The organism is Bacillus paranthracis, assembly GCF_024296885.1.
In the GTDB taxonomy this organism is placed as follows: domain Bacteria; phylum Bacillota; class Bacilli; order Bacillales; family Bacillaceae_G; genus Bacillus_A; species Bacillus_A paranthracis.
Map to the genome: position 1 here is coordinate 383,144 of NZ_CP101135.1, position 24,089 is coordinate 407,232.

Genomic DNA, 24,089 nt, shown 5'->3' on the forward strand with positions numbered 1-24,089 from the left:
GAGGAAATGTTTTGCCAAATAATAAAAATAAAGAGGTTGAAAATACATTAATAGAACAAGACGGAGATACATTTAGTGTATTATCAACGTTTAAGGAGAAATTATTAACTTTTAAAGGAAAGAATATTATCCTTTACTTTTATCCAAGAAACTTTACGAGTGGTTGCACTAAGTTAGCTTGTAATTTTCGAGATTATAGTTCGGAATTTGTAGATTTAGATACAATTATTATTGGTATTAGCCCTGATTCAGCATTATCACATCAAGAGTTTATTCAATCTTATAAGCTACCTTATATTTTAATAGAAGATGAAAGTATGAAGATCGCAGATATGTATGGGGCGGTTGTTGAAGCAGATGATCGCAAGAAGATTATAAGAAAAACGATTTTTATCAATCGTGATGGAGAAATAGTACAAGAGTGGATTTATGATGATGTCGATGGACATGTTGAAGAAATTCTTCACTTAATAAAAAATTATAAATAGTATGGACTTTTTAAGAGTTGTAAGGTGAAACAATGGAGGGATTAAAATGAATAGGGAGTATTTAATAAAGAAATTAGAAGAACATGCGAATGTAAATCCTATGAAAATAGCAGTAAAATGTAAAGATAAGGAGTTAACATATCAGCAGTTTAATCAAATGACTAATTATGTTGCAAAGAATTTACTTAGAAAAACCGGTGGAGAAAATGTAATTATTCCATTGCGGACAAGGAATAATTTGAATACTTTAATTAGTATATTTGGAATTCTTAAAGCTGGGGCAGCTTGGTTACCTATGGCGAAGGAGATTACGCATGCTAAGTGTCAGGCTATTTTAAGTGAAATTGAGACATCCTTTTTTATTACAGATTTTGAAACTGAAAATTTTGGGAAGAAAATTATTCGAGCTAGTACTTTAATGTCTCAAAATAATTCTAACCTAGAATATGAAAGAGCCCAAGATAATTATAGGGATCAAAATATTTCATATGTACTATATACTTCTGGTACAACGGGCAAACCAAAAGGGTGTTTATTGGAAGACAAAAGTTTAATTCAAAAACTTATAACCCTTGATAATACGTTTCCTTTTAAAGAAAATGATAATTATTTATTTTCGACAAATTACTCTTTTGATGTATCTATCACAGAAATATTTGGTTGGGTATTTGGGGGAGGGGCGATTACTTTATACGATTCTACTATTCCTTCAACTGAATTACCTAAATATATTTTTGAAAAAGAAGTAACCCATGTAGCTTTTTCACCTTCATTTATCAAATTATTCTTTAAAAATCAAGAACATTATTTCCGTAATATCAAATATATGTTTATTGCAGGGGAAAAATTCCCATCTGATTTAGCTCAGAAGTTTAATGAGGCGGCTTTAGATATGCAAGTATACAATTTATATGGGCCGACTGAAACGTCTATATATGCAACTTATTTTAATATTAATCAATTATCAGATGAGGATTTAAATGTTCCAATCGGTTATGCTTTAGATGGCGTGGACATTAAAATTTATAAAAATAATCAATTATTATCCGATGGGGGGATTGGTGAAATCTTAATTGGCGGAGAAGGCTTAGCAAGAGAATATTATAAAAGAAGTGAATTAACTGAAGAGAAATTCTTTTTAATTGATAATAATAGGTACTATAAAAGTGGCGATTTAGGGTATATTCAGGATGGGAAAATTTTTTATTTGGGGCGTGAAGATTCACAAATAAAAATTAATGGAATTAGGGTAGAAGCTGAAGAGATTGAAAGTACATTAAAAAAAATAATGCCTATCGAAGATGCTATTGTTCGCTTAGAAGAATATGAAGGGAAAAAATTCTTAACAGCATATATTAAAACAGATTATTACCTGGATTTTATGGCTTATGAACCTAAACTAAAAGAACAAATTGAGTCATATTTTATCCCTAAAATGTATGTAAGTATAAAGGAATATCCTTTAAATAAAAATAATAAAGTGGACTTTGACAAATTACGTTTTGAATTTATTAATAAATTAGAGCACACTAATATAGACAGTTTTGAGTTTAGTGATGCAGTACAAAATAGCTTAGCAAATATATGGAAAACAATTTTGAAGAGTGAGATTAATGTTAAAGATAATTTCTTTTCCATTGGTGGAGATTCTTTAGATTCAGTAGCGCTTATGATGGAAATTGAGGAAAAATTTGATGTTATTTTATCAAATGAAGAAATTATTAAGAATTCTACATTTTCAAAGATGGCCGGGGTAATTTCGGATAAAATAAATAAGGTTAATATAGAGGCATTTAAAAGATATTGGGGAAAAGTGGAGTTAGGTTTCGAATTTGATATAAAAGAAGAAAATGAAGAAAATCTTTTAATCGTAAATCAAGAAAAAGAGAAATTAGTTTTACAAAAGTATTGTGAAAATCTTGATATAAGTGTGCAACCTGATCGAATTCTTTGCCTAGGGGGTATAAAACAGGAATATAAGTATAAGGAAAACGTAGTTATTCCGGTTTCAGCGCAAGGGACACCAAATGTCTCTACTTTTCCATTATTCAGTAGACAAGAATTTTATTTAAGACGAAATTTTAATTCTATTTTACTTAAGGAATTAGTGGTAATGAGTAAAGACGTTTCAAGAGTACTTGAGACGATTAAACATCTAGTTAATACGCAACTATTGTTAAGGGTAGTAATTGCGGAAAATAAACAATTTGTTGAGAAGAAAACAAATCCAAATATATTTAACGCAATCAATTATTATGATTTGTCAAATTTACCGTATGAGGAATCTATAGAGAGATTAACAGAGATTAAAAAGGATACACTTGAATCTTTGAGTAACCTGGATATCTATAATCACTTTTTATATGAAATTATACTTGTGAGAGAAAATAGTAAAAAACTTAAGGTTATTTTCTTTATGAATCACCATATCGCAGATGCATTTGCGTTAAATGTATTGCAAAGAGAATTTTTTGATTTTTATGATAATGAATCTTTAAATGTAGCAAGTCAGTTGTTTGATTATCGTGATTTTACAGAGGATGTATTAGCTTTATGTAATGAAAAAACTATTTTAGATGTACAAAATAGTGAGTATTATAGAGAACTTAAAAACAATTTTGATGAATTAAAACAAAATTTAGTTATAAATTCTGAGGCGCCTATTTATGAAATTGTGGTAAATAATCAATATAAGGATAGAAATCAAAGAGCGGATTTAGTATTTAATAAAATTGCGAGTATTGTTGAAGAAAACTATGGTAGTACAAAACAATGCTATCAAATTTTAAAAAATTTAAACACATATAATGGTAAAAACTATGAAAATCAATTAGGGGATTATCATGTAAGTATTTTTGTACCATTTGATTCTCAAAATGAAGAAAACCTATTTTCTAAGAGTGAATTATTATTGAAAGATATATATATTGATAAGAAGTGGCATTTAGATTACTTATGTTCTTCAGAAAAATACAAAGATAATGAACAAATGCGGATCTTTCCAGAAATAAATTTAAGTATTAATTATCTAGGGGAGTTTACCTTAGAAGACTTAAATGATTGGAGAAATAAACTAGCAGCATCAAGGGAAATGACAGCTAAATTAAATACAAAAATAAGAATTACGTGTTTTAATTACAAGAATCAGTCATACATTTATATTTTAAACAATGCGGCATTGAATACTAATTATGATACGTGTATTTTCAATGCTAAAAAAGTTATTCTAAATTAAATTGTAAGATAATTCTTTCTTCTTCCTATCGATTTTCCTATCCTTTTAATTTAGGATAGGAAAATCTTATATGAAATAAAAATTTAAAAATAGAATATGCAATTTTAAAGTTAAGGAAGGATATGTATGCAGGAGAAATTATGGTTACATAAAAATTTTTTACTTTTGACATTTGGAAATGTGACATCAAAATTGGGAAGTAAAATTTATGAAGTTATGTTAGCGTGGTGGCTGGTTGAAAAAACAGGCAGTGCTAAATTATTTGGGATGGTAACAGCTGCTGGTTTAATTTCAGTTGTTGTATGCAATATATTTAGTGGTGTTATAGCAGATAGATTTAATAAAAAACATATATTAATTATATCCGATTTAATTAGTGCGATTGTTTGTATCATTGTAGGGCTGTTCGTAATGAATGATGTTTTGCATGTACCGATACTAGTGTTAGCAGCAATTTTGTTAGGGATAACTAATAGCTTATTTACGCCAACATTGAAAGCGATTTTACCCTCTTTAATTGAAAAAGAAATGATAGTTAGTGCTAATTCTATAACTACTGTAATTAGTCAAGTTGTAACGGTGTCAGCTCCCTTGATAGCTGGTATGATGATTAAAGGTTTTTCATTTGGGCTAGGAGTTGCATTTCTTGTTAACGGTATAACTTATTTTGTTTCTGCAATAAGTGAATTGTGTATTAAATATTGTCATAAAGTTGAAAAAACATCGAAAAACATAAAATTTCTTACAGACATAAAAGAGGGTTATTCTTATGTGAAAAATCAAAAGTGGTTATTACATTTAATCTATGTATCTGCTGTAGTGAATCTTTTTATTGCAGCTTATAATACAATTTTGCCCATGTATTTTTTGCATAGTTATTCAGACGATGGCTCACTTTATAGTTATGCACTCGGCGCAGAGGCTGTATTTGCAATTATTGCGGGAATTGTAATATCTAAGAAGAAAAATGATAATCCTACTCCAGCTTCGTTGAAAAAAGAGCTGATCTTTTGTGGAGTACCGATTATTCTACTTCAACTTATTCAAGTAAGTTATATTTCAATCCTACTCGTAGGGTTCTTTGGTTATTATCTTACTAAATTTAATATTTATTTCTTTTCTATTGTTCAAAGAGAAGTCTCTAAGGATAAATTAGGTAGAGTTTTTTCGATTATATTTATGGTTGCTTTATCTATAATGCCATTGGGAAATCTGATTTTTGGATTATTTAGTAATCAAATCATAAGTTTTGTGTTTATTATTACAGGAGCCGGGATAATTATTTCTACATTGTTAATTAAGGTGAATGATTTAGAGGATATTAGTATAGAAAATGATAAGGGCATCTTAGTTGTAAAAGAGTAGATTGTTATATTAATTAAAAAAAGATGCTATGAAAGTTCTTATAAGAACTTTCATAGCATCTTTTATCTTATTTTAAATTAGTAATTAGAGTATGATAAATGGTATGTCAACACGAAACTAGACAATTTTTTTAAGGTGTTCCTGCCTGTACTGAACAGGACTCAAATAGTCTAGTGTTCCATGGATTCTAACATTGTTAAACCAGTTTACGTAGTCGTTCAATTCTAAGGTCAATTCTTCTAAACTTGCGAAATGACGACCGCGGACGAACTCTGTTTTAAAGATTTTGTAGGTTGCTTCCGCTACCGCATTATCGTATGGACAGCCTTTTGCACTTAATGAACGCTTGATTTGGAAGGTCTCTAACGTTTCATGAATCAGCTTGTTTTTGAACTCATTTCCTCGGTCTGTATGAAATAAGGTAATCCGATTCAAGTTTGCTTTCACCGTTGCGAAAGCTTGCGAAACAAGCGCGGCATCTTTCTTTTGGCCTGCGCTATGTCCTATGATTTCTCGATTAAAGAGATCAACTAATAAACATACGTAATTCCACTTTTTGTTCACACGGACGTATGTTAAATCACTTACGACTACAGCCAGTTCTTCTTTCTGGTTAAACTGACGATCAAGTTCGTTTGAAATTTTTTCTTCATTACAGCTAACTCTCTGTGGCTTAAATTGTGCAATCGTATAGTTAGATACTAAACCTTGGTTTTGCATGATTCGTCCAATACGACGACGTGAAATCACATATCCTAATTTCTTCAATTCCACTTTTATTTTTCGTGTTCCATAGTTCTGACGGCTCTCTCGGAAGATTTCTTTCACGAGTGGTGACAATTCATCGCCTGTATGTTGTGCTTGTTTTGCCTCATAGTAATACGTTGCTCTTGATAATTGTAGGACATTGCACATTGCTGATATCGAGTATTTATGTAGGTTATTCTTCACTACTTTTACTTTCGTCCTAGTATCAGCGCCGCTTGCTTTAAAATGTCATTTTCCATAAGAAGCTGTTTGTTTTGTTTTCTCAAAGCTTCCAATTCTAGTTGTTCAGCGGTCTTATTATCTTTCTCTTTAAACGAGCCAGACGTATGATTTTGATTGATCCACCGATCCAATGATGATGGTGTTAATCTGTATTCTTTAATGATGTCTTTCCCTGGTTTACCATTTTGATACAGTTGAACCATTTGGTGTTTAAATTCTGTTGTAAATGTTCTTCTTTCTCTTTTATTTTTCGTCATAGTAGATTCTCCTCAAATATATTAGTTGTAGTCTACTTGACCTTAATTTTTTTGTCTAGTTTAGTGTAGCCTATCCAAAATAACTAGATAAATTTTAAGGCTTGTTATTATTGAGTTCACTCTATTTATAGAAAACATTAAAGATTTGAAGAGATACGCTGGTTAAGTTTATATATTTTGCTTTGATTTTTTTATGTTTAATAATATTTATCAGCTTGTTTTCGTCAGCTTTCTCTATATGCCTCTATAAGTAATAGCTGTTGGTCGTGAATATTACTCACGGGTACAGTGTTAATACTTGTCCCACTATTTTTAGTGTTAGCAACTCCTGCACAAAACATGCTGTATATTCTTACTATAATTCTCCTTCAGCACTTTTATCTTTTGAACAAATTTCAGGTGTACTAAATATGAACTGAATTTACATGCACATTGAAAGAGACGAAAATGAATCGGAAAAATTGGATTCGTCTCTTGAAATTAAGTCTTCTTGTGTTTTTGGTATAGTCTTAAAAAATATTAATTAGAGAAGACTATACAATAAGCCCAATGATACTAAACATGTTAATTTAGAAACTAAAGTATGTCAGAGAATGCACTTCGACTGCCGTATAAATATTCAACATTTCAGGAGGAAAAACAATGGCAATGAGCAACAACGATATATTAAAAAGAGTAAGATATGCTTTAGATATAAGAGATATAGATATGGTAGAAATCTTTAAACTTGGCGGTATGGAAGTAACGAAAGAAGACGTAGTTGATATGCTTACAAAAATAAAGAGAGCGCCTCAGCACGAACCTGAAAACCCTGATGTGGAAGAAGATGAGTACGTAAAAACATGCGATATGATGATGTTAGAAGCATTTTTCAATGGATTTATTACTTTAAAAAGAGGGAAGCAAGATCCGAAACCAGGGCAACCGGCACCTGTACAAAGCAAAGAGAGTGCTAACAACCTTCTTCTAAAGAAAATGAAAATCGCACTATCTTTAACGAGTGAGGATGTACTTGATATATTAGATAGCGTAGGCGTTACAGTGACTAAGGGAGAACTAGGCGCTCTATTAAGAAAAAAAGGTCATAAAAATTACAAAGAGTGCGGCGATAGATACGCAAGGAACTTCATTAAGGGATTAGCTGTAAAGTATAGAGGATAATGATTCCGTTAAAGCGGTAAATGATATAATAGGTAGAGTAGGACGTTCGTATCCTACTCTTTTTATATGTAAAATAATACGTTAGGTGATGAAATGGTACATACTTATTTAGGTGAGACAATTAATTTTCATATAACTTATAAGAAGAAAAAATCAGTGCGTCTTTTTGTAGATTCTTACGGAAATGTAGAAGTACAAGCTCCAAAAGGGACACCTGTTGAATATTTAGTCCAGTTGCTAGAGGAGAAGTGGGATTGGATTCAGACAACACGTAAGGAAATGGCGGAGCGAGCGCGTGGACCACAGGAAAAGGATTATGATCAAGGAGAAGGCTTTTTGTATTTAGGAAGTACGTATCCGATACAAATTTCTCAAGATGCAAATATTACGCAAGACAATGCAGTGTTTGAAGGAGATAAGCTACATATTTATGTGAAAGATCTTAAAGATGAGAAAATACAGCAAGCGTTAAAACGATTTTATTATAAGCAGTGTAAAACCTTAGTAGAGAAGAGCATTAAATTGCATCAAAGTAATTTCAAAACAAAACCACGTTCTATTCGTATTACAGATAGTAGTCGTACTTGGGGTACTTGCGATTCGAATTTACAACTAACATTCAACTGGAAGCTAGCAATGGCACCACAGCGAGTAATTGACTATGTAGTTGTTCATGAAATGTGTCATATGGTTCATTTAAATCACGATCGCTCTTTTTGGCGTCTTGTCGGGAAGATCATGCCCGATTATAAGGAAATGGAGAATTGGTTAGCATTATCTAGTTGGAAGATGACGGTTTAGTGGTGGGCTTTATATAGGTTGCAATTATTGTCAATACTTGACGGTAAGCCGATATATTTCAAAAATCGTTGATATATTTGGAGTTGCAATCGATATGTTCAATAAAGAAAAAGGAGATCAGCAGACATCTCCTTTTTCTTACCTAGCAATTATCGTCCAAATTTCACAACAAAATCTTCGTCTATTTTCTCCAATCCATACCCACGATACCCCTCTGAAAGCAACGTCTGTTGTCCACCAGCATCGCTCATCAGAACGTTCTCAATCTCCGTCCAATCTCTCTCCTTGTCCCCACGCAATTCCTTCACAAAAACATACCGCATACTTCCGCCATACTTCTCCTTCAGTGCAGCAATCTCCATCCCTTGCGCGAACTTATCCTTTAAACTCGGAATGTTAAAAGGGGCAACGGTGCAGCACACATAATCATATTTGCTGTTTTCTTTTTGTAATTCGTCCATGATGACTGTCGCTAATATTTTTTGCATCCCATTTCCGCGGTAGTTCGGATGAACGTTTGAGATTTCTTGATAGATGACGCGGTGTAGTTCACTTTCTGGTAAGCCGATATCAAGTCCTAAATGTTCATCGTCGATAGGAGGGACGAGTAGGGCGCGAAATGCGATGAGTTCGTTTTTGATAAAAGCACCGATCATCATACCGTTTCCTTCTAGAATGTATTGAAATTCTTCTTGTGAAAGTGGTTGTAAACGGCTTTTATCTTCTAGTGCTTCAACTACAACGTTCTGTAGTAATAAAATTTGTTCGATGTGCTCTTTGGATAGTAATGTAACATGAAATGGATCGTTATTTTGTTTTAATGATCCTTTGTATAGAACTGTCATGCGTTAGTCCTCCTTTAGCGTACAACTTCTTGAAATACGGTTAGTTCTTGTAGTGTATCTTCGTTTATTTCAATGCCGAGTCCTGGCTTTTCGTTTAAGCGAATAAATGGTACGTCGTAATGTAAGTTTCCGATGTCTTTCGTGAACTTTAATGGACCTGTAAGTTCAACGCTCGTAATAATTTTTTTCGAGAAAGCGACATGGAATCCTGCGGAAGAGGCAACGGATGATTCGACCATGGATCCAACTTGGCATTCGATGCCGGCCATTTCTGCTTGGTGAGCGAGTTTTACAGCAGGATATATGCCACCGCATTTCATTAGTTTTATATTTACTTTATCAGCGGCGTCTAATTTAATGATTTGGCGCATTTCACGAGAACCTTTTAATCCTTCATCAATCATAAGCGGAAGGTCTGTTTTCGAACGAATGTGAGCCATTGCGTCAATATCGTCTGCAATGACAGGCTGTTCAATCCAGTCGATGTTTACATGACTTAATGAACGAAGTGCTGTTAATGTGTTGGCGCTATTTTTCCACCCTTGGTTTACATCAACGCGAATCGCAATATCATTTCCTACACGTTCACGTACCGCTTCAATTCTTTTTACATCTTCTTTTACATTTGTACCGACTTTCATTTTGAAAGATTGGTAACCTTTCTGAATCATAGAGGCAGCTTCTTCAGCCATTTCTTCTGGATCTGCGATACTTAAGACGTGAGTGACAGGAAATTCTTCATGGTAGCGTCCGCCAATTAATTGATATATAGGTTGATTTAGTTTTTTGCCCATTATATCAAAACAAGCAATATCTATTGCAGCTTTTGCAGTAGGAACACAGTAAATTGTATTGTCCATCATATCGTGTATTTTCTCGATATTCATTGGATTTTTCCCGATAAGAGCAGGAGCAAGTGTATGTTTTAAAGTATGGAAAGTACTTTCCCACGATTCGCCTGTAACGTGATCATCAGCAACGCCTTCACCGTAACCGATAATGCCTTCATCTGTTTCCATTTTGACGATAATAGAAGGCATATGAGAATAAGAACCGTAACTAATAACAAACGGATCGCGAAGCGGTAAACGAATTGCGTAAAGGTGAATAGCTGTAATTTTCATTGAATAAAGACCCCTTCCTGTTTACAATGGTTTTGTACATTTGATATAGTTGACGTTAAATAGTCGTTAATTAATGATAAGGAGTTAGAGAAATGATGATAAAAATTGCGGTTGTCGGTTCAAAAGAGTTTATGGAGACAATTTTACCTATTGCTCATAAACTAGAAGAAATAGAGATTGATCCATATATTTACCTTCATCCGGCGGAATCTTCTGAACTATTAAAGCGTTTAAAGCCTTGTGATGTCATCTTTTTCTCAGGTGCTTTACCTTATTATATGGCAAAAGAAATAAGAGAACAATTACGAATTCCAAGTACGTACTTACAGCAAGACGAGACAACTGTCGCATCTTCAATTCTTTCTATCATGTATCATCAAAGTATTCAACCACATAACATTTCTATCGATTTAGTAGACCGCTCGTTTATTACAAATGTGTTCCATGATATCGGTATAAAAGAAAGTCCACAAGTGTTTGATTATGAGAATATGCTGTGGAGTAAAGATGAAATAAATAGAGTTATCGATTTTCATGTAGCTAAATATCAATCTGGAGAGGCTCATTTAGCTTTAACTAGTATTCATGCTGTTTACGACGAGCTTCAAAAACTAGGTGTTCCTTCAGAGCGAATGATTGATCCAACACAGTCCATTATACATGGGTTAAAAGATGCAAAAATAAAAGCTGAGTTAGCAAAAAGCTATTCAGCTACTGTTGGTGCTTGTATTATTTCTTCCTTAGAATTACGAACGAATTTGCTTGAAAAACTAGATGTCATTTCAAAAGAACTACGTGGTTCATTTAAACAAGTGGATGAAATGACATGCATTTTGTATACAACTCGTGGTGATATCGAATCGATTATTAAAACAAATGCGATAGATAACTTGTTTGCGAGCGTAGAAAGAACGATAGCTATTGGATTTGGTTATGGGAAAACTGTGAAAGAGGCGGAGCAAAATGCAAAAATTGCTCAAAGTTTTGCAAAGAATAATCCAATAGATCGTTGTTTTTATATACTAACAAGTGATAAAGATTTATTTGGTCCGTTCCCGAAAGAACAGAGAGTACAAAGTTTGAAAAATGATAATCCGGAACTAATGAAAATAGCGAAGGAAACGAAGCTTAGTCCGGCCAACTTGTCAAAAATCATTCAATTTAGTCAATCGCATCCGTCATTGAAGTTTACAGCAGCAGATCTTTCTGAATACTTACAAGTGACTCGACGATCAACTGAAAGGTTATTAAAGAAACTAGTTGATTATGGATATGTTCATATTTGCGGCGAGGAAATGCCTTATCAACAAGGGCGTCCTCGCGCAATATATGAACTGAATTTACCGTTATCTTTAAGCTTCTAATTGAGCTTTTTGTTTCTTTAGTAGTTCCGCTTTTTCAATGTCAGATAGTTTCGTAATTGTGAGACCAGTTATACCGTAAATAATCGAGATAATAGGTACGATGAAATTCAATATAGCATAAGGAGCATATTCGAAAGCACCTACGCCGAGTGTTGCGAGTATAAATACACCGCATGTATTCCAAGGTACAAAAACAGAAGTTAATGTTCCTCCATCTTCTAATGCTCTGGATAAATTTTTAGAATGTAGTCCTTTTTCTGTGTATGCATTCGCGTACATTCTTGAAGGAACAACAATCGAAATATATTGTTCAGAGCAAGTAAGATTTGTTGCAAAGCAAGATGCGATAGTTGAAGCGATAAGTCCTTTTGCTGATGTCGCTAATTTTAAAATTTGATTTACAATGGAGCGAAGAATACCTGTATGTTCTAATACTCCTCCGAAAGTCATAGCGACAATTGTCATAGAGACGGTATTCATCATAGAGCTTAAACCACCACGATTAAATAGCTCGTCTACTAGCTTGTTGCCAGTGTCTATGACAAATCCACTTTGGAGTGCAGCGACAGCTGATGAGACAGAACCACCTTGAATAAAGACTTGTGATAAAAATCCTAAAATAATACCTACGAGAATAGCTGGTATAGCAGGAACTTTTTTAGCGACCAATACCATAACAACTACAGGTATGATTAATAGGAAAGGTGAGATAACAAAGTTTTGTTGCAATACTTGTAATGTTTGCTCGATGCTTTTTGCATCGATATTGTTAGCACCGAAGCTTCTTCCTAAGAACGCGTAAACGATAAGAGTAATAATTAAACCTGGAATTGTAGTAAATAACATATGACGAATATGTGTGAATAAATCTGTATTTGTTAATCCTGCGGCTAAGTTTGTTGTGTCTGAAAGCGGTGACATTTTATCGCCGAAATAAGAACCGGAAATGATAGCACCGGCAACCATTGGAGCTGGGATTCCCATACTTAGGCCAATACCCATTCCTGCAACACCAATTGTTCCCATTGTAGACCAAGAGCTACCAATAGCTAATGCAACAATAGAACAAATAATTGTAATTGAAACTAAAAATAGTGATGGTGTTAATAGATTTAAACCGTAATAAATCATTGTTGCGACGATTCCACCACCAATCCAAGCACCGATCGTTAAACCTACTAGAATAATGATAACGATAGCGGGTAATGCGAGGCGAATTCCTTTATACATTGCTTCTTCAATGTCGTTCCATTTGTAACCGTAACGCCAAGCGACGATGGAAGCAACGGTTGTACCGATAATAAGTGGGACGTGAGGGCTTTGTTTTAATACAACAATTGTAACCATCATAACTGCAACTGTAATGATAATAGGGATCATGGCTACACCAAAAGGTATTTCTTTTTTCATAAATGTCCTCCTTGTTATGTATGTATGTTTGTTTGTATTTTTAGAATTGTCGTAAAATAGACGTTTATTAGGTTATGATAACTAAAAATATATGTAAGCGTCAACATAAAAGACAGAAAATAAGTAATATTCTAGTTGTTTGTTTAGTTTGTAATATAGATGTAGAGTAAGCTTTTTTAGTGTTTAAAAATAAATAATTGACTTTTTTCTTAAAATTCAATATGTTCATAAAAACATCTGTTTTTCATAAGTATAATTAACCTGAATGGTTTGGAATTTGGGAAGGAGAATGTAGCTTTGAAAACATTAGAACTACAAGAGCGTTTAACTGAAATTTTTCAGCATTTACATGAAAACCCTGAAGTGAGTTGGAAAGAGTATGAAACGACAGCGTATATTACTAACTTTTTAAAAGAAGAAGGAATTTCATATAAAATATTTGATGATTGCCCAGGGGTGATTGCTGAAATTGGAAGCGGAAATCCAGTTATTGCGATTCGTGCTGATATGGATGCACTTTGGCAAGAAGTGAATGGAGAGTTTAAGGCGAATCATTCGTGTGGTCATGATGCGCATATGACGATTGTAATGGGACTTATGTTACAATTAAAGAATATGAGGTGGAAAAGTGGCACAGTTAGATTTATTTTTCAGCCGGCAGAAGAAAAAGGGAATGGAGCTTTAAAAATGGTAGAGAAAGGTGCTGTGGATGATGCGGATTTCCTATTCGGTGTTCATTTGCGCCCAATTGAAGAACTATCTTTGAAACAAGCTGCCCCATCAATTCGTCACGGAGCAGCAGGATTTTTAGAGGGTACGATTCACGGAGAAGATGCACATGGAGCACGCCCGCATCAAGGGATAAATGCGATTGATGTTATTTCCATGATTAATATCGGTTTGAAAAACATATGGCTACCACCGCAAAGTTCCTATTCAGTAAAGATGACGAGGTGCCAAGCTGGTGGTGATAATTTAAATATTATTCCGGGTAACGGGCATTTTAGTTTAGATGTCAGAGCGGAGAGTAATACATTATTAGAAGAATTGAAGAAAAAAATAGAGCATGTCATAGAATCAGCTGCATCGATGGGATCGAAAACTTCATATGAGTGGATTGATCTCGCGCCAGGAGCTGAAGTTTCAGAAGAAGCTGAGCGATTTATGCGTAAAGGCATTCTTGAAGTGTATGGGGAAGATAAATGTACGGGACCACTTTATACGACAGGAAGCGATGATTTCCATTATTACACAGTGAAGAGACCACATTTAAAAGCTGTCATGCTTGGATTAGGAGCAGACCTACAACCTGGATTACACCATCCGTATATGAAGTTCGATCATAGTTGCATTATGGATGGGGTAGAAATATTAAAACAAACTGTATTGAAAGTGTTAGAAGACAGGGGCTAGGGAGCTTCTGTTTTTTTTTTTTTTTTGTAGAAATTTGTCGTTAAGTCGATATCCTTTGTCGAAACGTCGATATATTGAAAAAATCGTTGATATATTTGAAATTACGATAGATATATTGAGAAAATCGTCGATATAATTTCACGTACCTATTAATTTGATAAAAAATGAGCATCCAGTACATGGTGTATAATAATAAGTACCATTTTTTAATAGGAGAAAACGAATGAACGAACAATATTACGATGCAGTTTTACATATAAAAACAGTCGGTGAGCAAAAAGGGTTTAACAAGTCTATGCATTATCATCGCTATGAACCGACGCCGTATAGCGGATTAGATGAGTTATTGAATCAATATGAAATACGAAGTAGCGACCGAATTGTAGACTTTGGATGCGGAAAAGGGCGATTAAACTTTTATATGCATCATAAATGTGGTGCTTCAGCAGTTGGAATTGAAATGAATGAAGAGTTTTATAAAGAAGCGATGGATAATCGAGATCGTTATGCACGAAAGGTAAGAAACAGCAAAGATAAAATTAGGTTTGAATGCTGTTTAGCGCAGGAATATGAAATTGATTCACGTGATAACCGGTTTTATTTCTTCAACCCATTTTCTGTACAAGTATTTATGAACGTAGTAAATAACATTTTACTTTCTGTAGAAGAAACGGGGAGAGAAGTGGATATTATTTTGTATTATCCTTCTGAGGACTATATTTTCTTCTTAGAAAATCAGACTGCGTTTGAGCTGAAGAAAGAAGTTAGATTGCCAGGTGCTTATGAGAAGAATGGGAATGAGAGATTTTTAATTTATACATTAAGATTATAAAAAAGCAGGTGCCAAGGCACCCGCTTTTTTTACTCACGTTTATATAATTAGTTACGGATTAAGTAATCAAATGCACCTAAAGCTGCGTTTGCACCTGAACCCATAGAGATGATGATTTGTTTGTACGGATTATTTGTACAGTCACCTGCAGCAAACACTCCTGGTACGTTTGTAGCGCCGTGCTTGTCTGTTACGATTTCACCGCGAACGCGCTCAACTGTTTCGCCTAACCAGTCTGTGTTTGGAACAAGACCGATTTGTACGAATACACCTTGTAATTCAACGTGATGAACTTCTTCAGTTTCACGATCGATGTAAGAAATACCGTTTACTTTATCAGTACCAGTAATTTCTTTCGTTTGAACGTTTTTCAGAACAGTTACGTTTGGTAAGCTGTTAAGACGCTCTTGTAATACAGCATCAGCTTTTAATTCCGGCATGAATTCAAGAACAGTTACGTGCTTAACAATACCTGCTAAGTCGATAGCTGCTTCAATACCAGAGTTACCGCCGCCGATAACTGCTACGTCTTTTCCAGTGAATAATGGACCGTCACAGTGTGGGCAGTATGCTACACCTTTATTTTTGAACTCAGCTTCACCTGGTACGCCAACATTACGCCAGCGAGCACCTGTTGAAACGATTACGCTCTTACTTTTCAGAATAGCGCCGTTTTCAAGTTCCACTTCAATAAGTTCTTTTTTCTCTAAACGTTTTGCACGTTGTAGATTCATTACATCGATGTCGTATTCTTTTACGTGCTCTTCAAGGCTTGCTACTAGCTTAGGACCTTCAGTGCGTTTTACGCTGATGAAGTTCTCAATGCCCATAGTATCCATTACTTGACCACCGAAGCGCTCAGCAACGATACCAGTGCGGATGCCTTTACGTGCTGCATAAATTGCTGCACTTGCGCCAGCAGGGCCGCCACCAACAACAAGAACATCGTATGGATCTTTATCAGAAAGCTCTGATGCATCTGGACCGTTACCCATTTTAGCTAAAATTTCTTCAAGTGTCATACGACCGCTTCCGAAAGATTCGCCGTTTAGGTAAACAGTTGGTACTGCCATGATGTCTTTGCTTTCTACTTCCTCTTTGAATGCAGCGCCATCAATCATAGTATGTGTAATACCAGAATTAAGAACGCTCATTACGTTAAGAGCTTGTACAACATCAGGACAGTTATGACAACTTAGGCTGATATAAGATTCAAAATGATATTCGCCTTGAATGTTTTTAATTTGATCGATTAATTTTTGTTCAACTTTTGGAGCGCGTCCACTTACTTGTAGTAAAGCTAACACTAATGAAGTAAATTCGTGTCCTAATGGAATACCAGCGAATACGACACCAGTGTCTTCACCAGGGCGGTTTACGCTAAAGCTTGGTGTTCTCTCTAGTTCAACTTTTTCTACTGTAATCTTAGATGACATAGTAGCTAATTCGTCTACTAAAGCTAACATATCTTTAGATACGTCGTCGTCTCCTGCGCTTACTTTAAGTAAAATATCGTTCTCCATTAACTGAAGGTATTGGGATAGTTGTGTTTTTATATCTGCATCTAGTATCATTTTGATCGAACTCCTTAGATTTTGCCTACAAGGTCAAGGCTTGGTTTAAGTGTTGCAGAACCCTCTTGCCATTTAGCTGGGCAAACTTCACCTGGGTTGTTACGTACGTATTGAGCTGCTTTAATTTTGTTAACAAGAATGCTTGCGTCACGGCCGATACCGTCAGCATTGATTTCCATAGATTGGATAACGCCGTCTGGATCGATGATGAATGTACCACGAGCAGCAAGACCTTCTTCTTCCATTAAAACGTTGAAGTTGCTAGTGATTGTACGAGTTGGGTCACCAATCATGATGTACTCGATTTTGCCGATAGTTTCTGAGCTATCATGCCATGCTTTGTGAGTGAAGTGAGTGTCTGTAGATACAGAGTATACTTCAACGCCTAACTCTTTAAGAGTTGCATATTGGTTTTGTAAGTCTTCAAGTTCAGTTGGGCAAACGAATGTGAAGTCAGCTGGGTAGAAACAAACTACACTCCATTTTCCTTTTAAACTTTCGTCAGTAACTTGGATAAATTCTCCATTATGGTAAGCATTAGCTTTAAACGGTTTTACTTCTGTGCCGATTAATAACATATTAAAATTCCTCCTAAATGTTGGTTTTGAGCATCAAAAAATAGTGTGCTCATAAAATATATTTTTTAATTAACTATAATAATTCTAATTCGATATTAATTATCATATAGAAGTGGTTATTTTGTCAAGCGAATAAACGAACTTTATATCAATTTAATTAATATTTATTCTCAATTAAGGATAACAGGGAATGGAAAGGTAATTTTAAGTTTATAAATTTTCAATGAGTGCTTGAAAGAGTAGTGTGTATGTTAGAGATATGATGTAAGTATCAATTCTTAGGAAGGAAATATTTCTTAGAAGTTGTCTTTTTGAAAAGGAACTGCGTATTTCTATTTTACAAAGAATTGTGTGATAAATAAAATAAAATGAACTAGAATCTTTTTGAACAATTTTTGTCCTCTCAAATATATAATTAGGAAGCATATTGCAATGATATAGAAACATTGACTCAAGATATTAACAAGATATAATAAAACCTAGATATACATTTCAAAAAGAAGAACATATATTATAGGATGAAAGATTTAATCCTATTATTTTTTATAGCTTTTAGAAAACGCTTACAATTAGTGTGGAGGGGAAACCATGTCTAAGTTCACGAAGTATTTTTTAATGGAAGCTAGCGATGTGATTGTATATGTGAAAGAGAAATTATGTAAGTTTGAACATGCAAAGGGGTTACAGTGTAAAGAAATAGGCGATGGTAATTTAAATTATGTATTCCGTGTTTGGGATGAACAGAAGAACATTTCTGTCATTGTAAAGCAAGCTGGGGATACAGCACGTATTTCAGATGAGTTTAAGTTGTCGACGAATCGTATTCGTATAGAATCGGATGTTTTGCAGTTAGAGGAAGAGTTAGCACCTGGACTTGTTCCGAAGGTGTATTTGTTTGATAGTGTGATGAATTGTTGCATAATGGAAGACTTATCGGATCACACAATATTACGTACAGCACTTATACATCATGAAATATTTCCGAGGCTTGCGGATGATTTAACGACCTTTTTGGTAAATACGCTCTTATTAACATCGGACGTTGTAATGAATCATAAAGAGAAGAAGGAACTTGTGAAGAATTATATAAATCCTGAGTTATGTGAGATTACAGAAGAACTCGTATACGCTGAGCCATTTACAAATCATAATAAGCGTAATGAGTTATTTCTGTTAAATGAAGGGTGGATTAGAGAACATATTTATAGTGATAAAGAGCTTCGTATAGAAGTAGCAAAACTTAAGTTTTCTTTTATGACGAATGCACAGGCGCTTATTCACGGTGATTTGCATACTGGTTCTGTTTTTGTAAAAAATGATTCCACAAAGGTAATTGATCCTGAGTTTGCTTTTTATGGACCAATGGGCTATGACATTGGGAATGTAATGGCGAATTTAATGTTTGCTTGGGTAAATGCAGATGCGACAATGTCAACTGGAGCCGAGAAAGATACGTATATGGATTGGTTACAATCGACAATGGTAGAGGTAATTGATCTATTTAAGAAGAAGTTTCTAGATGCTTGGAATATTCATGTGACAGAAATCATGGCGAAGGAGGAAGGCTTTAACGAAGTATATTTACAATCTGTATTAGAGGATACAGCTGCAGTGACAGGTCTTGAGTTAATTCGTCGTATTGTTGGGCTTGCGAAAGTAAAAGATATTACTTGTATTGAGAATGAGGAAGCACGTGCTAGAGCAGAACGCATTTGTCTTCAAGTAGCAAAGAAATTTATTTTACGAGCGAATCAATATAAAACAGGTACAAGCTTTGTAGAAACGTTAAAAGAACAGTCAATGCACTACGCGAAGTAAGGGGAGAAGATGATGGAAGAGCAATTAATACCAATCCAGTGGAAAGATGATGCTTTAGTTTTATTAGATCAAACATTATTACCGAATGAGGTTGTTTATGAATCTTTCAAGACAGCTGAAGGTGTGTGGGATGCCATTCAAGTAATGAAAGTAAGAGGTGCGCCAGCGATTGGTGTTTCAGCAGCTTACGGTGTGTATTTAGGAGCCAAGGAAGTTACTCAAAATACGGTGGAAGAATTGATAGAGGAAGTAAAAAAGGTATGTGCATACTTAGCAACATCAAGACCGACAGCAGTAAACTTATTTTGGGCACTTGAAAGAATGGAGGCAGTCGCGACAGAGAACGCACACTTATCAATCGCCCAGTTGAAAGATAGATTATTAGAAGAGGCAAAAGAGATTCATAGAGAAGATGAAGAAATTAACCGTCACATTGGAGAACATGCACTAACATTATTCCATGATGGAATGGGAGTATTAACACATTGTAATGCAGGTGCGTTAGCGACGACTAAGTATGGTACTGCGACAGCTCCAATGTACTTAGCGAAAGAAAAAGGATGGGACTTGAAAATCTATTCAGATGAGACACGTCCTAGATTACAAGGTTCAACGTTAACAGCATTAGAATTGCAGCGAGCGGGAATTGACGTCACTGTCATTACAGATAATATGGCAGCTATGGTTATGTCACAAGGGAAGATTGATGCGGTAATCGTTGGATGCGACCGTGTGGCAGCAAATGGTGATATAGCAAATAAAATTGGAACATTAGGCGTATCTATTTTAGCGAAATACTACAACATTCCGTTTTATGTAGCGGCACCAACGCCGACAATTGACTTAAAAACACGGACAGGAAAAGAAATTCCGATTGAGGAAAGAGATGCTTCTGAAGTAATTAATCGCTTCGGACAATATTCTGCTCCGAAAGAAAGTAAAGTATATAATCCAGCATTTGATGTCACGCCACATGAAAATGTAACAGCGATTATTACGGAAAAAGGCATTGTAAAAGCACCGTTTACGGAAAACTTAAAAAAGCTATTTCAATAAGTGGATAGATTTAAAAAGTCAGTCATCATAAGCTTCATACTTAGGGGGATGTATATGTTATTACAAAAAGAGAGAGAAGAAATTGTAGCGTATGGAAAGAAAATGATTTCTAGCGGTTTAACAAAGGGGACAGGCGGTAATATTAGTATTTTCAATCGGGAGCAAGGTCTTGTTGCCATTAGCCCAAGTGGTTTAGATTATTATGAAACGAAGCCTGAAGATGTAGTTATATTAAACTTAGATGGCGATGTAGTAGAGGGAGAGAGAAAACCATCAAGCGAACTTGATATGCATCTTATTTATTATAGAAAGCGTGAAGATATAAATGCGCTTGTGCATACACATTCTCCTTATGCAAAGACGATTGCATCATTAGGATGGGAACTGCCCGCAGTATCGTATTTAATTGCTTTCGCAGGCCCAAATGTTCGTTGTGCACCGTATGAAACATTTGGTACGAAGCAATTAGCAGAGGCGGCTTTCGAAGGGATGATTGATCGTCGTGCCGTTTTACTTGCGAACCACGGTTTAATTGCAGGTGCAAATCATATAAAAATGGCATTTACCGTTGCAGAAGAAATTGAGTTTTGTGCGCAAATTTATTATCAAACGAAAAGCATTGGGGAACCGAAGCTATTGCCAGAAGACGAGATGGAGAATTTGGCGAAGAAGTTTGAAGGGTATGGACAGCAGTAGTTAGCTATGGAGTGTTTTGTCTATTGCGATAGATTCGGAAAAGGATCTATTGCAGTAGATTTTTTTATAAATATTAAATCCTTTTAAGGGAATAATTTAATTTAATGATATAATGAGGTAAATATTGTAACTTTTATTAAGGATAGATAAGCATAAAATATAAGTAGTTTAGAAAAGTATATACATATTTTGGGGAGAATAACTGATAAAGTGAAGAGAATGAAGGGATGGATAAGGTTTGGGGAATAGTGAAATGTTAATGAATCAATTATTTCAGGGAATACAGTCTACTAATGATAGTTTGGAAGAAAAGATTATTTTACCGAATTTGACTGGCGGATATGATTTGAAAAGCAGAAGCGGAGAAGTGGTCGCGGAGTATCAGCCGTCTCCTGTTGAAGGTGGTGGCGTTATAATGGATGGTCATGGAGAAACAATTGCTCGTGTTCAAGAGAATGCGTATGATGGAACGACCTTTGATTTTGGAGGTGGACATACCGTTTCTTCTAGCCAAAATATGTATGGTGGGGAAACTTTTCATGATAATGTTGAAGGGATAATAGGGTACTCACAGCCTAATAGTTCGGGTGGCTTAACAATGAATACAGCTACAGGAGAAAAATTATATGATATGAACTCGAATCCACTAGGGGAAGGGATGACAATTGATACAAGTCCAGAATTCATATCCCCGAATATAGATATAGATGTGATTGATACTACTCATTTGGACGCTTTAGATGTAGTGAATAGTGTTGTGGATATAACGGATGCGGGTTCTATTTTGTCTACGTCTGTAGATGGATTAGATATTTTAGATTTGTTGGGGAATCTGTTTTGAGTTATATAAAAGAAAAAGAGCAAGCTGATAATCCAGTAGAGCTGTATTTAGAAACCAAAAAACAATTATATGAGCAACTTACTCATAATGTAGCAGAAGAAATTGAATCTTTTGTCGAGAGAGTAGGAGAGGCACTTTTCCAAAAAATTCATGAAAGTATTGAAAAACGGAATAAAATGCTAGAAGAAGAAGTCTTTAAGCCCTTACAAAATCCAGATAATAAAGAAATGTATTCACAATATATTACCCGTTTTTTTCAATTAACTCAGGTGGGCGAAATTAGAGATGAGCTGAAGAGGATACTGAGTTTTCCATATTTAGGGAAAGTGTATTATGAATTTCTTGAAGAAATATCAAAAAATCAACATGGACATTTATTTAAAAAATTATATTTTACAGGTAATGTTTTTGAGGGGTTAAAGAAAAGAATGAACCTTTCAATGGATACCACGATTAAAAACTTTCAAAATTACTATGAGGCATATGGTCAATATACAGAATTATTAAGAGATATACAAAGTAGGCTTCCAGGGAAAAAATTTGTGCAGCTTGTATCACAAATAATGGCATCGTTAATTATGGGGTTTGGAGGCTCCTTCTTAGTTAAAGGACTTGCAAAATTATTAGACCCAGATGCTTTAAAAATAGTAAACGCGCAAGAGAATGTACGACAAATGTGGGATAAATATAATGAACAGTTGAAGGTGGATCTGGAACAATTAAAAACCCATTATAAGTATGTTCAATTGAGTTTATATGGTGGCGCATTTGTAACTGTTAATAAGCAGCTGAAAAAGAGTGGCATAGAATTTCAAAAGTTATATTTGCAAGATAACGTTTATAAATTGCAATTAATTAAAGGTGAGCAAGGACAGGTAGTAACATGGGCAATAGAAACGATTTCTCATATACAATCTTTATTACAGAAAAAAGAAATTGACAAAGCAGTCCAAGTATCTAACCAGTTTTATCAACACGTTAGCAAGTATCCAATTATGGAACGAACAATTATAAAGAATGGGAAAAGTATTAAATATTATGCGAACTTATTAAAATTTGCAGCGCTTATGTGCAAATCGTTAGAACTATACGAAAAAGAAAAGGATACTTTTATCACCTTTACTGCAGAGTTATTTAAACAATTACCGATGGTAGTTCATGATCATGATCTTAGGAATTTAGGTTTGATGACAAAGATTGAGTTTACAATGAAATTTTTGCATCATGGTTTGAAAGAGAATCAAAAATTAAATCTGATTTTGGACTATGAAATGCGTATGGTTAAACGAAAAGATGAGCATGATTTATATCCTGGTGAAGAATTAAAAGAGTTTAGCTCTTCTCAATACCTTGCTATTTTACTTGCTCGATTTATGAAATCGAAGCGTCAGAAAGTAAATTCTTTTTACCGAATATCACAAAATGAAGAGGTACCATTCGCTGTTATGATTAGTTTGAAAAGATTGTATAAAAAGACACAGGGATGGGATTCTTTCTATAAATATTTACTCGCTTGTACAACTAATGAAAGACTTTCAAAGACCTTCAATAAGGTGAAAGGTGTACTACAGGTTATAAAAAAAGATAAAAGAATCTATATTCCACTTGGCATGGGTATATTGATGCTATTTGGTATAAGTGGAATGTACTTGATGAAAGAGGACAGTAACAGTGCTTGGCATGGAGAGAAAATAGTATGGCGTAGTAATGGAGAGAAGAGTTCTTCTCAAGAAAATACTACTCTTGCAAAAGAATCGGATGCAGATAAGTCAATTCCATCAATATCGGTGAATGATAGCGCTGGTTCTTCTTATAATTTTAAAGTTAAAACAAAGCAAGAACTAAAACAGGTTCTAGAAACAGCTTTAATTGACGGGAATTTGGGACCATTTGGATTGAATGTGATTGGACAAGAACAATCTGCAGTGAAACAAGAATTTGGTACACCTGATGCTTTACAGGAAGCAAAGTGTACAGCTTGTGATGCAGCTAATACTGTTACTTATGGTGATTATAACCTGGATATGTTTCCTTCAAAAGTTAAAAAAATTTGGTTACATATGAATATTCCTGTAAATGAGTTAAAGAGTTGGTTAGGTGAGCCGTATGGAATAGAAGAAGGGATAGATAGTGATGCCCTTGTATACCGCAAGGAGGGCTACGCTATCTATTTCAGTGTCGCTGATGATTTTGTAAAACGCGTTGATATGTATAAAAGTGAATAAAATGCTGGAGATAAAA

Annotated in this window: 19 protein-coding genes; 13 read left to right on the plus strand and 6 right to left on the minus strand. The window is 34.6% G+C overall.

What is annotated here, in order from left to right:
* Positions 1 to 11 precede the first annotated feature (11 nt).
* From NLJ82_RS02020 to NLJ82_RS02030, 3 genes are all read left to right on the plus strand, one after another.
* On the plus strand, positions 12 to 488 hold the full coding sequence (locus NLJ82_RS02020; protein ID WP_001133472.1) for a peroxiredoxin: 477 nt from the start codon (positions 12 to 14) through the stop codon (positions 486 to 488).
* Positions 489 to 534: 46 nt separating this feature from the next.
* Complete coding sequence (locus NLJ82_RS02025; RefSeq protein WP_001078570.1) at positions 535 to 3,723, plus strand: non-ribosomal peptide synthetase; 3,189 nt, start codon at positions 535 to 537, stop codon at positions 3,721 to 3,723.
* 126 nt (positions 3,724 to 3,849) lie between these two features.
* Positions 3,850 to 5,088, plus strand: a complete 1,239-nt coding sequence (locus NLJ82_RS02030; protein WP_001156586.1) for an MFS transporter — start codon at positions 3,850 to 3,852, stop codon at positions 5,086 to 5,088.
* Between the two features lie 117 nt (positions 5,089 to 5,205).
* Here NLJ82_RS02030 and NLJ82_RS02035 read toward each other — a convergent pair.
* Positions 5,206 to 6,335 (minus strand): IS3 family transposase gene (locus NLJ82_RS02035; RefSeq protein ID WP_085964324.1). Its coding sequence is split into 2 segments (ribosomal slippage): positions 5,206 to 6,080 and positions 6,080 to 6,335, totalling 1,131 coding nucleotides; the frame shifts between segments, so codons are not numbered across the junction.
* 642 nt (positions 6,336 to 6,977) lie between these two features.
* On the opposite strand from NLJ82_RS02035, the gene NLJ82_RS02040 reads away from it, so the two are divergent.
* Together NLJ82_RS02040 and NLJ82_RS02045 are read left to right on the plus strand one after the other, a co-directional pair.
* A complete protein-coding gene (locus tag NLJ82_RS02040; RefSeq protein ID WP_001251737.1) occupies positions 6,978 to 7,496 on the plus strand; it encodes a YehS family protein in 519 nt (172 codons plus the stop codon).
* A gap of 93 nt (positions 7,497 to 7,589) precedes the next feature.
* The gene (locus NLJ82_RS02045) at positions 7,590 to 8,297 is read left to right on the plus strand and encodes a M48 family metallopeptidase (RefSeq protein WP_000233766.1); all 708 of its coding nucleotides are present in this window, start codon (positions 7,590 to 7,592) and stop codon (positions 8,295 to 8,297) included.
* 149 nt (positions 8,298 to 8,446) lie between these two features.
* Here NLJ82_RS02045 and NLJ82_RS02050 read toward each other — a convergent pair whose 3' ends face one another.
* Positions 8,447 to 9,142, minus strand: a complete 696-nt coding sequence (locus NLJ82_RS02050) for an N-acetyltransferase (RefSeq protein ID WP_000217572.1) — start codon at positions 9,140 to 9,142, stop codon at positions 8,447 to 8,449.
* Positions 9,143 to 9,156: 14 nt separating this feature from the next.
* Positions 9,157 to 10,266, minus strand: a complete 1,110-nt coding sequence (locus tag NLJ82_RS02055) for a mandelate racemase/muconate lactonizing enzyme family protein (RefSeq protein ID WP_000704470.1) — start codon at positions 10,264 to 10,266, stop codon at positions 9,157 to 9,159.
* A gap of 92 nt (positions 10,267 to 10,358) precedes the next feature.
* On the opposite strand from NLJ82_RS02055, the gene NLJ82_RS02060 reads away from it, so the two are divergent.
* Positions 10,359 to 11,630, plus strand: a complete 1,272-nt coding sequence (locus tag NLJ82_RS02060; protein WP_000972828.1) for a hypothetical protein — start codon at positions 10,359 to 10,361, stop codon at positions 11,628 to 11,630.
* Here NLJ82_RS02060 and nhaC read toward each other — a convergent pair.
* Positions 11,619 to 13,040: a Na+/H+ antiporter NhaC gene (nhaC, locus tag NLJ82_RS02065; RefSeq protein ID WP_000711544.1), complete on the minus strand. Its 1,422-nt coding sequence runs from the start codon at positions 13,038 to 13,040 to the stop codon at positions 11,619 to 11,621. The two genes, NLJ82_RS02060 and nhaC, sit on opposite strands and share 12 nt — an antisense overlap.
* Before the next feature lie 297 nt (positions 13,041 to 13,337).
* Here nhaC and NLJ82_RS02070 point away from each other — a divergent pair, with 297 nt between their 5' ends.
* The gene (locus NLJ82_RS02070) at positions 13,338 to 14,453 is read left to right on the plus strand and encodes a M20 peptidase aminoacylase family protein (RefSeq protein ID WP_000853530.1); all 1,116 of its coding nucleotides are present in this window, start codon (positions 13,338 to 13,340) and stop codon (positions 14,451 to 14,453) included.
* Between the two features lie 223 nt (positions 14,454 to 14,676).
* Positions 14,677 to 15,285: an SAM-dependent methyltransferase gene (locus NLJ82_RS02075; protein ID WP_001005638.1), complete on the plus strand. Its 609-nt coding sequence runs from the start codon at positions 14,677 to 14,679 to the stop codon at positions 15,283 to 15,285.
* A 47-nt stretch (positions 15,286 to 15,332) separates the two neighbouring features.
* Here the strand turns inward: NLJ82_RS02075 and ahpF are convergent, their stop codons facing one another.
* Positions 15,333 to 16,859 (minus strand): alkyl hydroperoxide reductase subunit F, encoded by a 1,527-nt coding sequence (gene ahpF, locus NLJ82_RS02080; protein WP_000599494.1) that lies wholly within the window; start codon positions 16,857 to 16,859, stop codon positions 15,333 to 15,335.
* Positions 16,860 to 16,873: 14 nt separating this feature from the next.
* A complete protein-coding gene (gene ahpC / locus NLJ82_RS02085) occupies positions 16,874 to 17,437 on the minus strand; it encodes an alkyl hydroperoxide reductase subunit C (RefSeq protein ID WP_000924421.1) in 564 nt (187 codons plus the stop codon).
* 588 nt (positions 17,438 to 18,025) lie between these two features.
* On the opposite strand from ahpC, the gene mtnK reads away from it, so the two are divergent.
* From mtnK to NLJ82_RS02110, 5 genes are all read left to right on the plus strand, one after another.
* Positions 18,026 to 19,255, plus strand: coding sequence for an S-methyl-5-thioribose kinase (gene mtnK, locus NLJ82_RS02090; RefSeq protein WP_000033256.1), 1,230 nt, complete (start codon positions 18,026 to 18,028; stop codon positions 19,253 to 19,255).
* A 12-nt stretch (positions 19,256 to 19,267) separates the two neighbouring features.
* Positions 19,268 to 20,311 (plus strand): S-methyl-5-thioribose-1-phosphate isomerase, encoded by a 1,044-nt coding sequence (gene mtnA, locus NLJ82_RS02095; RefSeq protein WP_000392484.1) that lies wholly within the window; start codon positions 19,268 to 19,270, stop codon positions 20,309 to 20,311.
* A 54-nt stretch (positions 20,312 to 20,365) separates the two neighbouring features.
* Complete coding sequence (locus tag NLJ82_RS02100) at positions 20,366 to 21,007, plus strand: L-fuculose-phosphate aldolase (protein WP_000926545.1); 642 nt, start codon at positions 20,366 to 20,368, stop codon at positions 21,005 to 21,007.
* Positions 21,008 to 21,260: 253 nt separating this feature from the next.
* Positions 21,261 to 21,848 (plus strand): hypothetical protein, encoded by a 588-nt coding sequence (locus tag NLJ82_RS02105; protein WP_000928931.1) that lies wholly within the window; start codon positions 21,261 to 21,263, stop codon positions 21,846 to 21,848.
* Positions 21,845 to 24,073, plus strand: a complete 2,229-nt coding sequence (locus tag NLJ82_RS02110; RefSeq protein ID WP_000120380.1) for a hypothetical protein — start codon at positions 21,845 to 21,847, stop codon at positions 24,071 to 24,073. The genes NLJ82_RS02105 and NLJ82_RS02110 overlap by 4 nt, the downstream gene beginning before the upstream one ends.
* Positions 24,074 to 24,089: the final 16 nt, after the last annotated feature.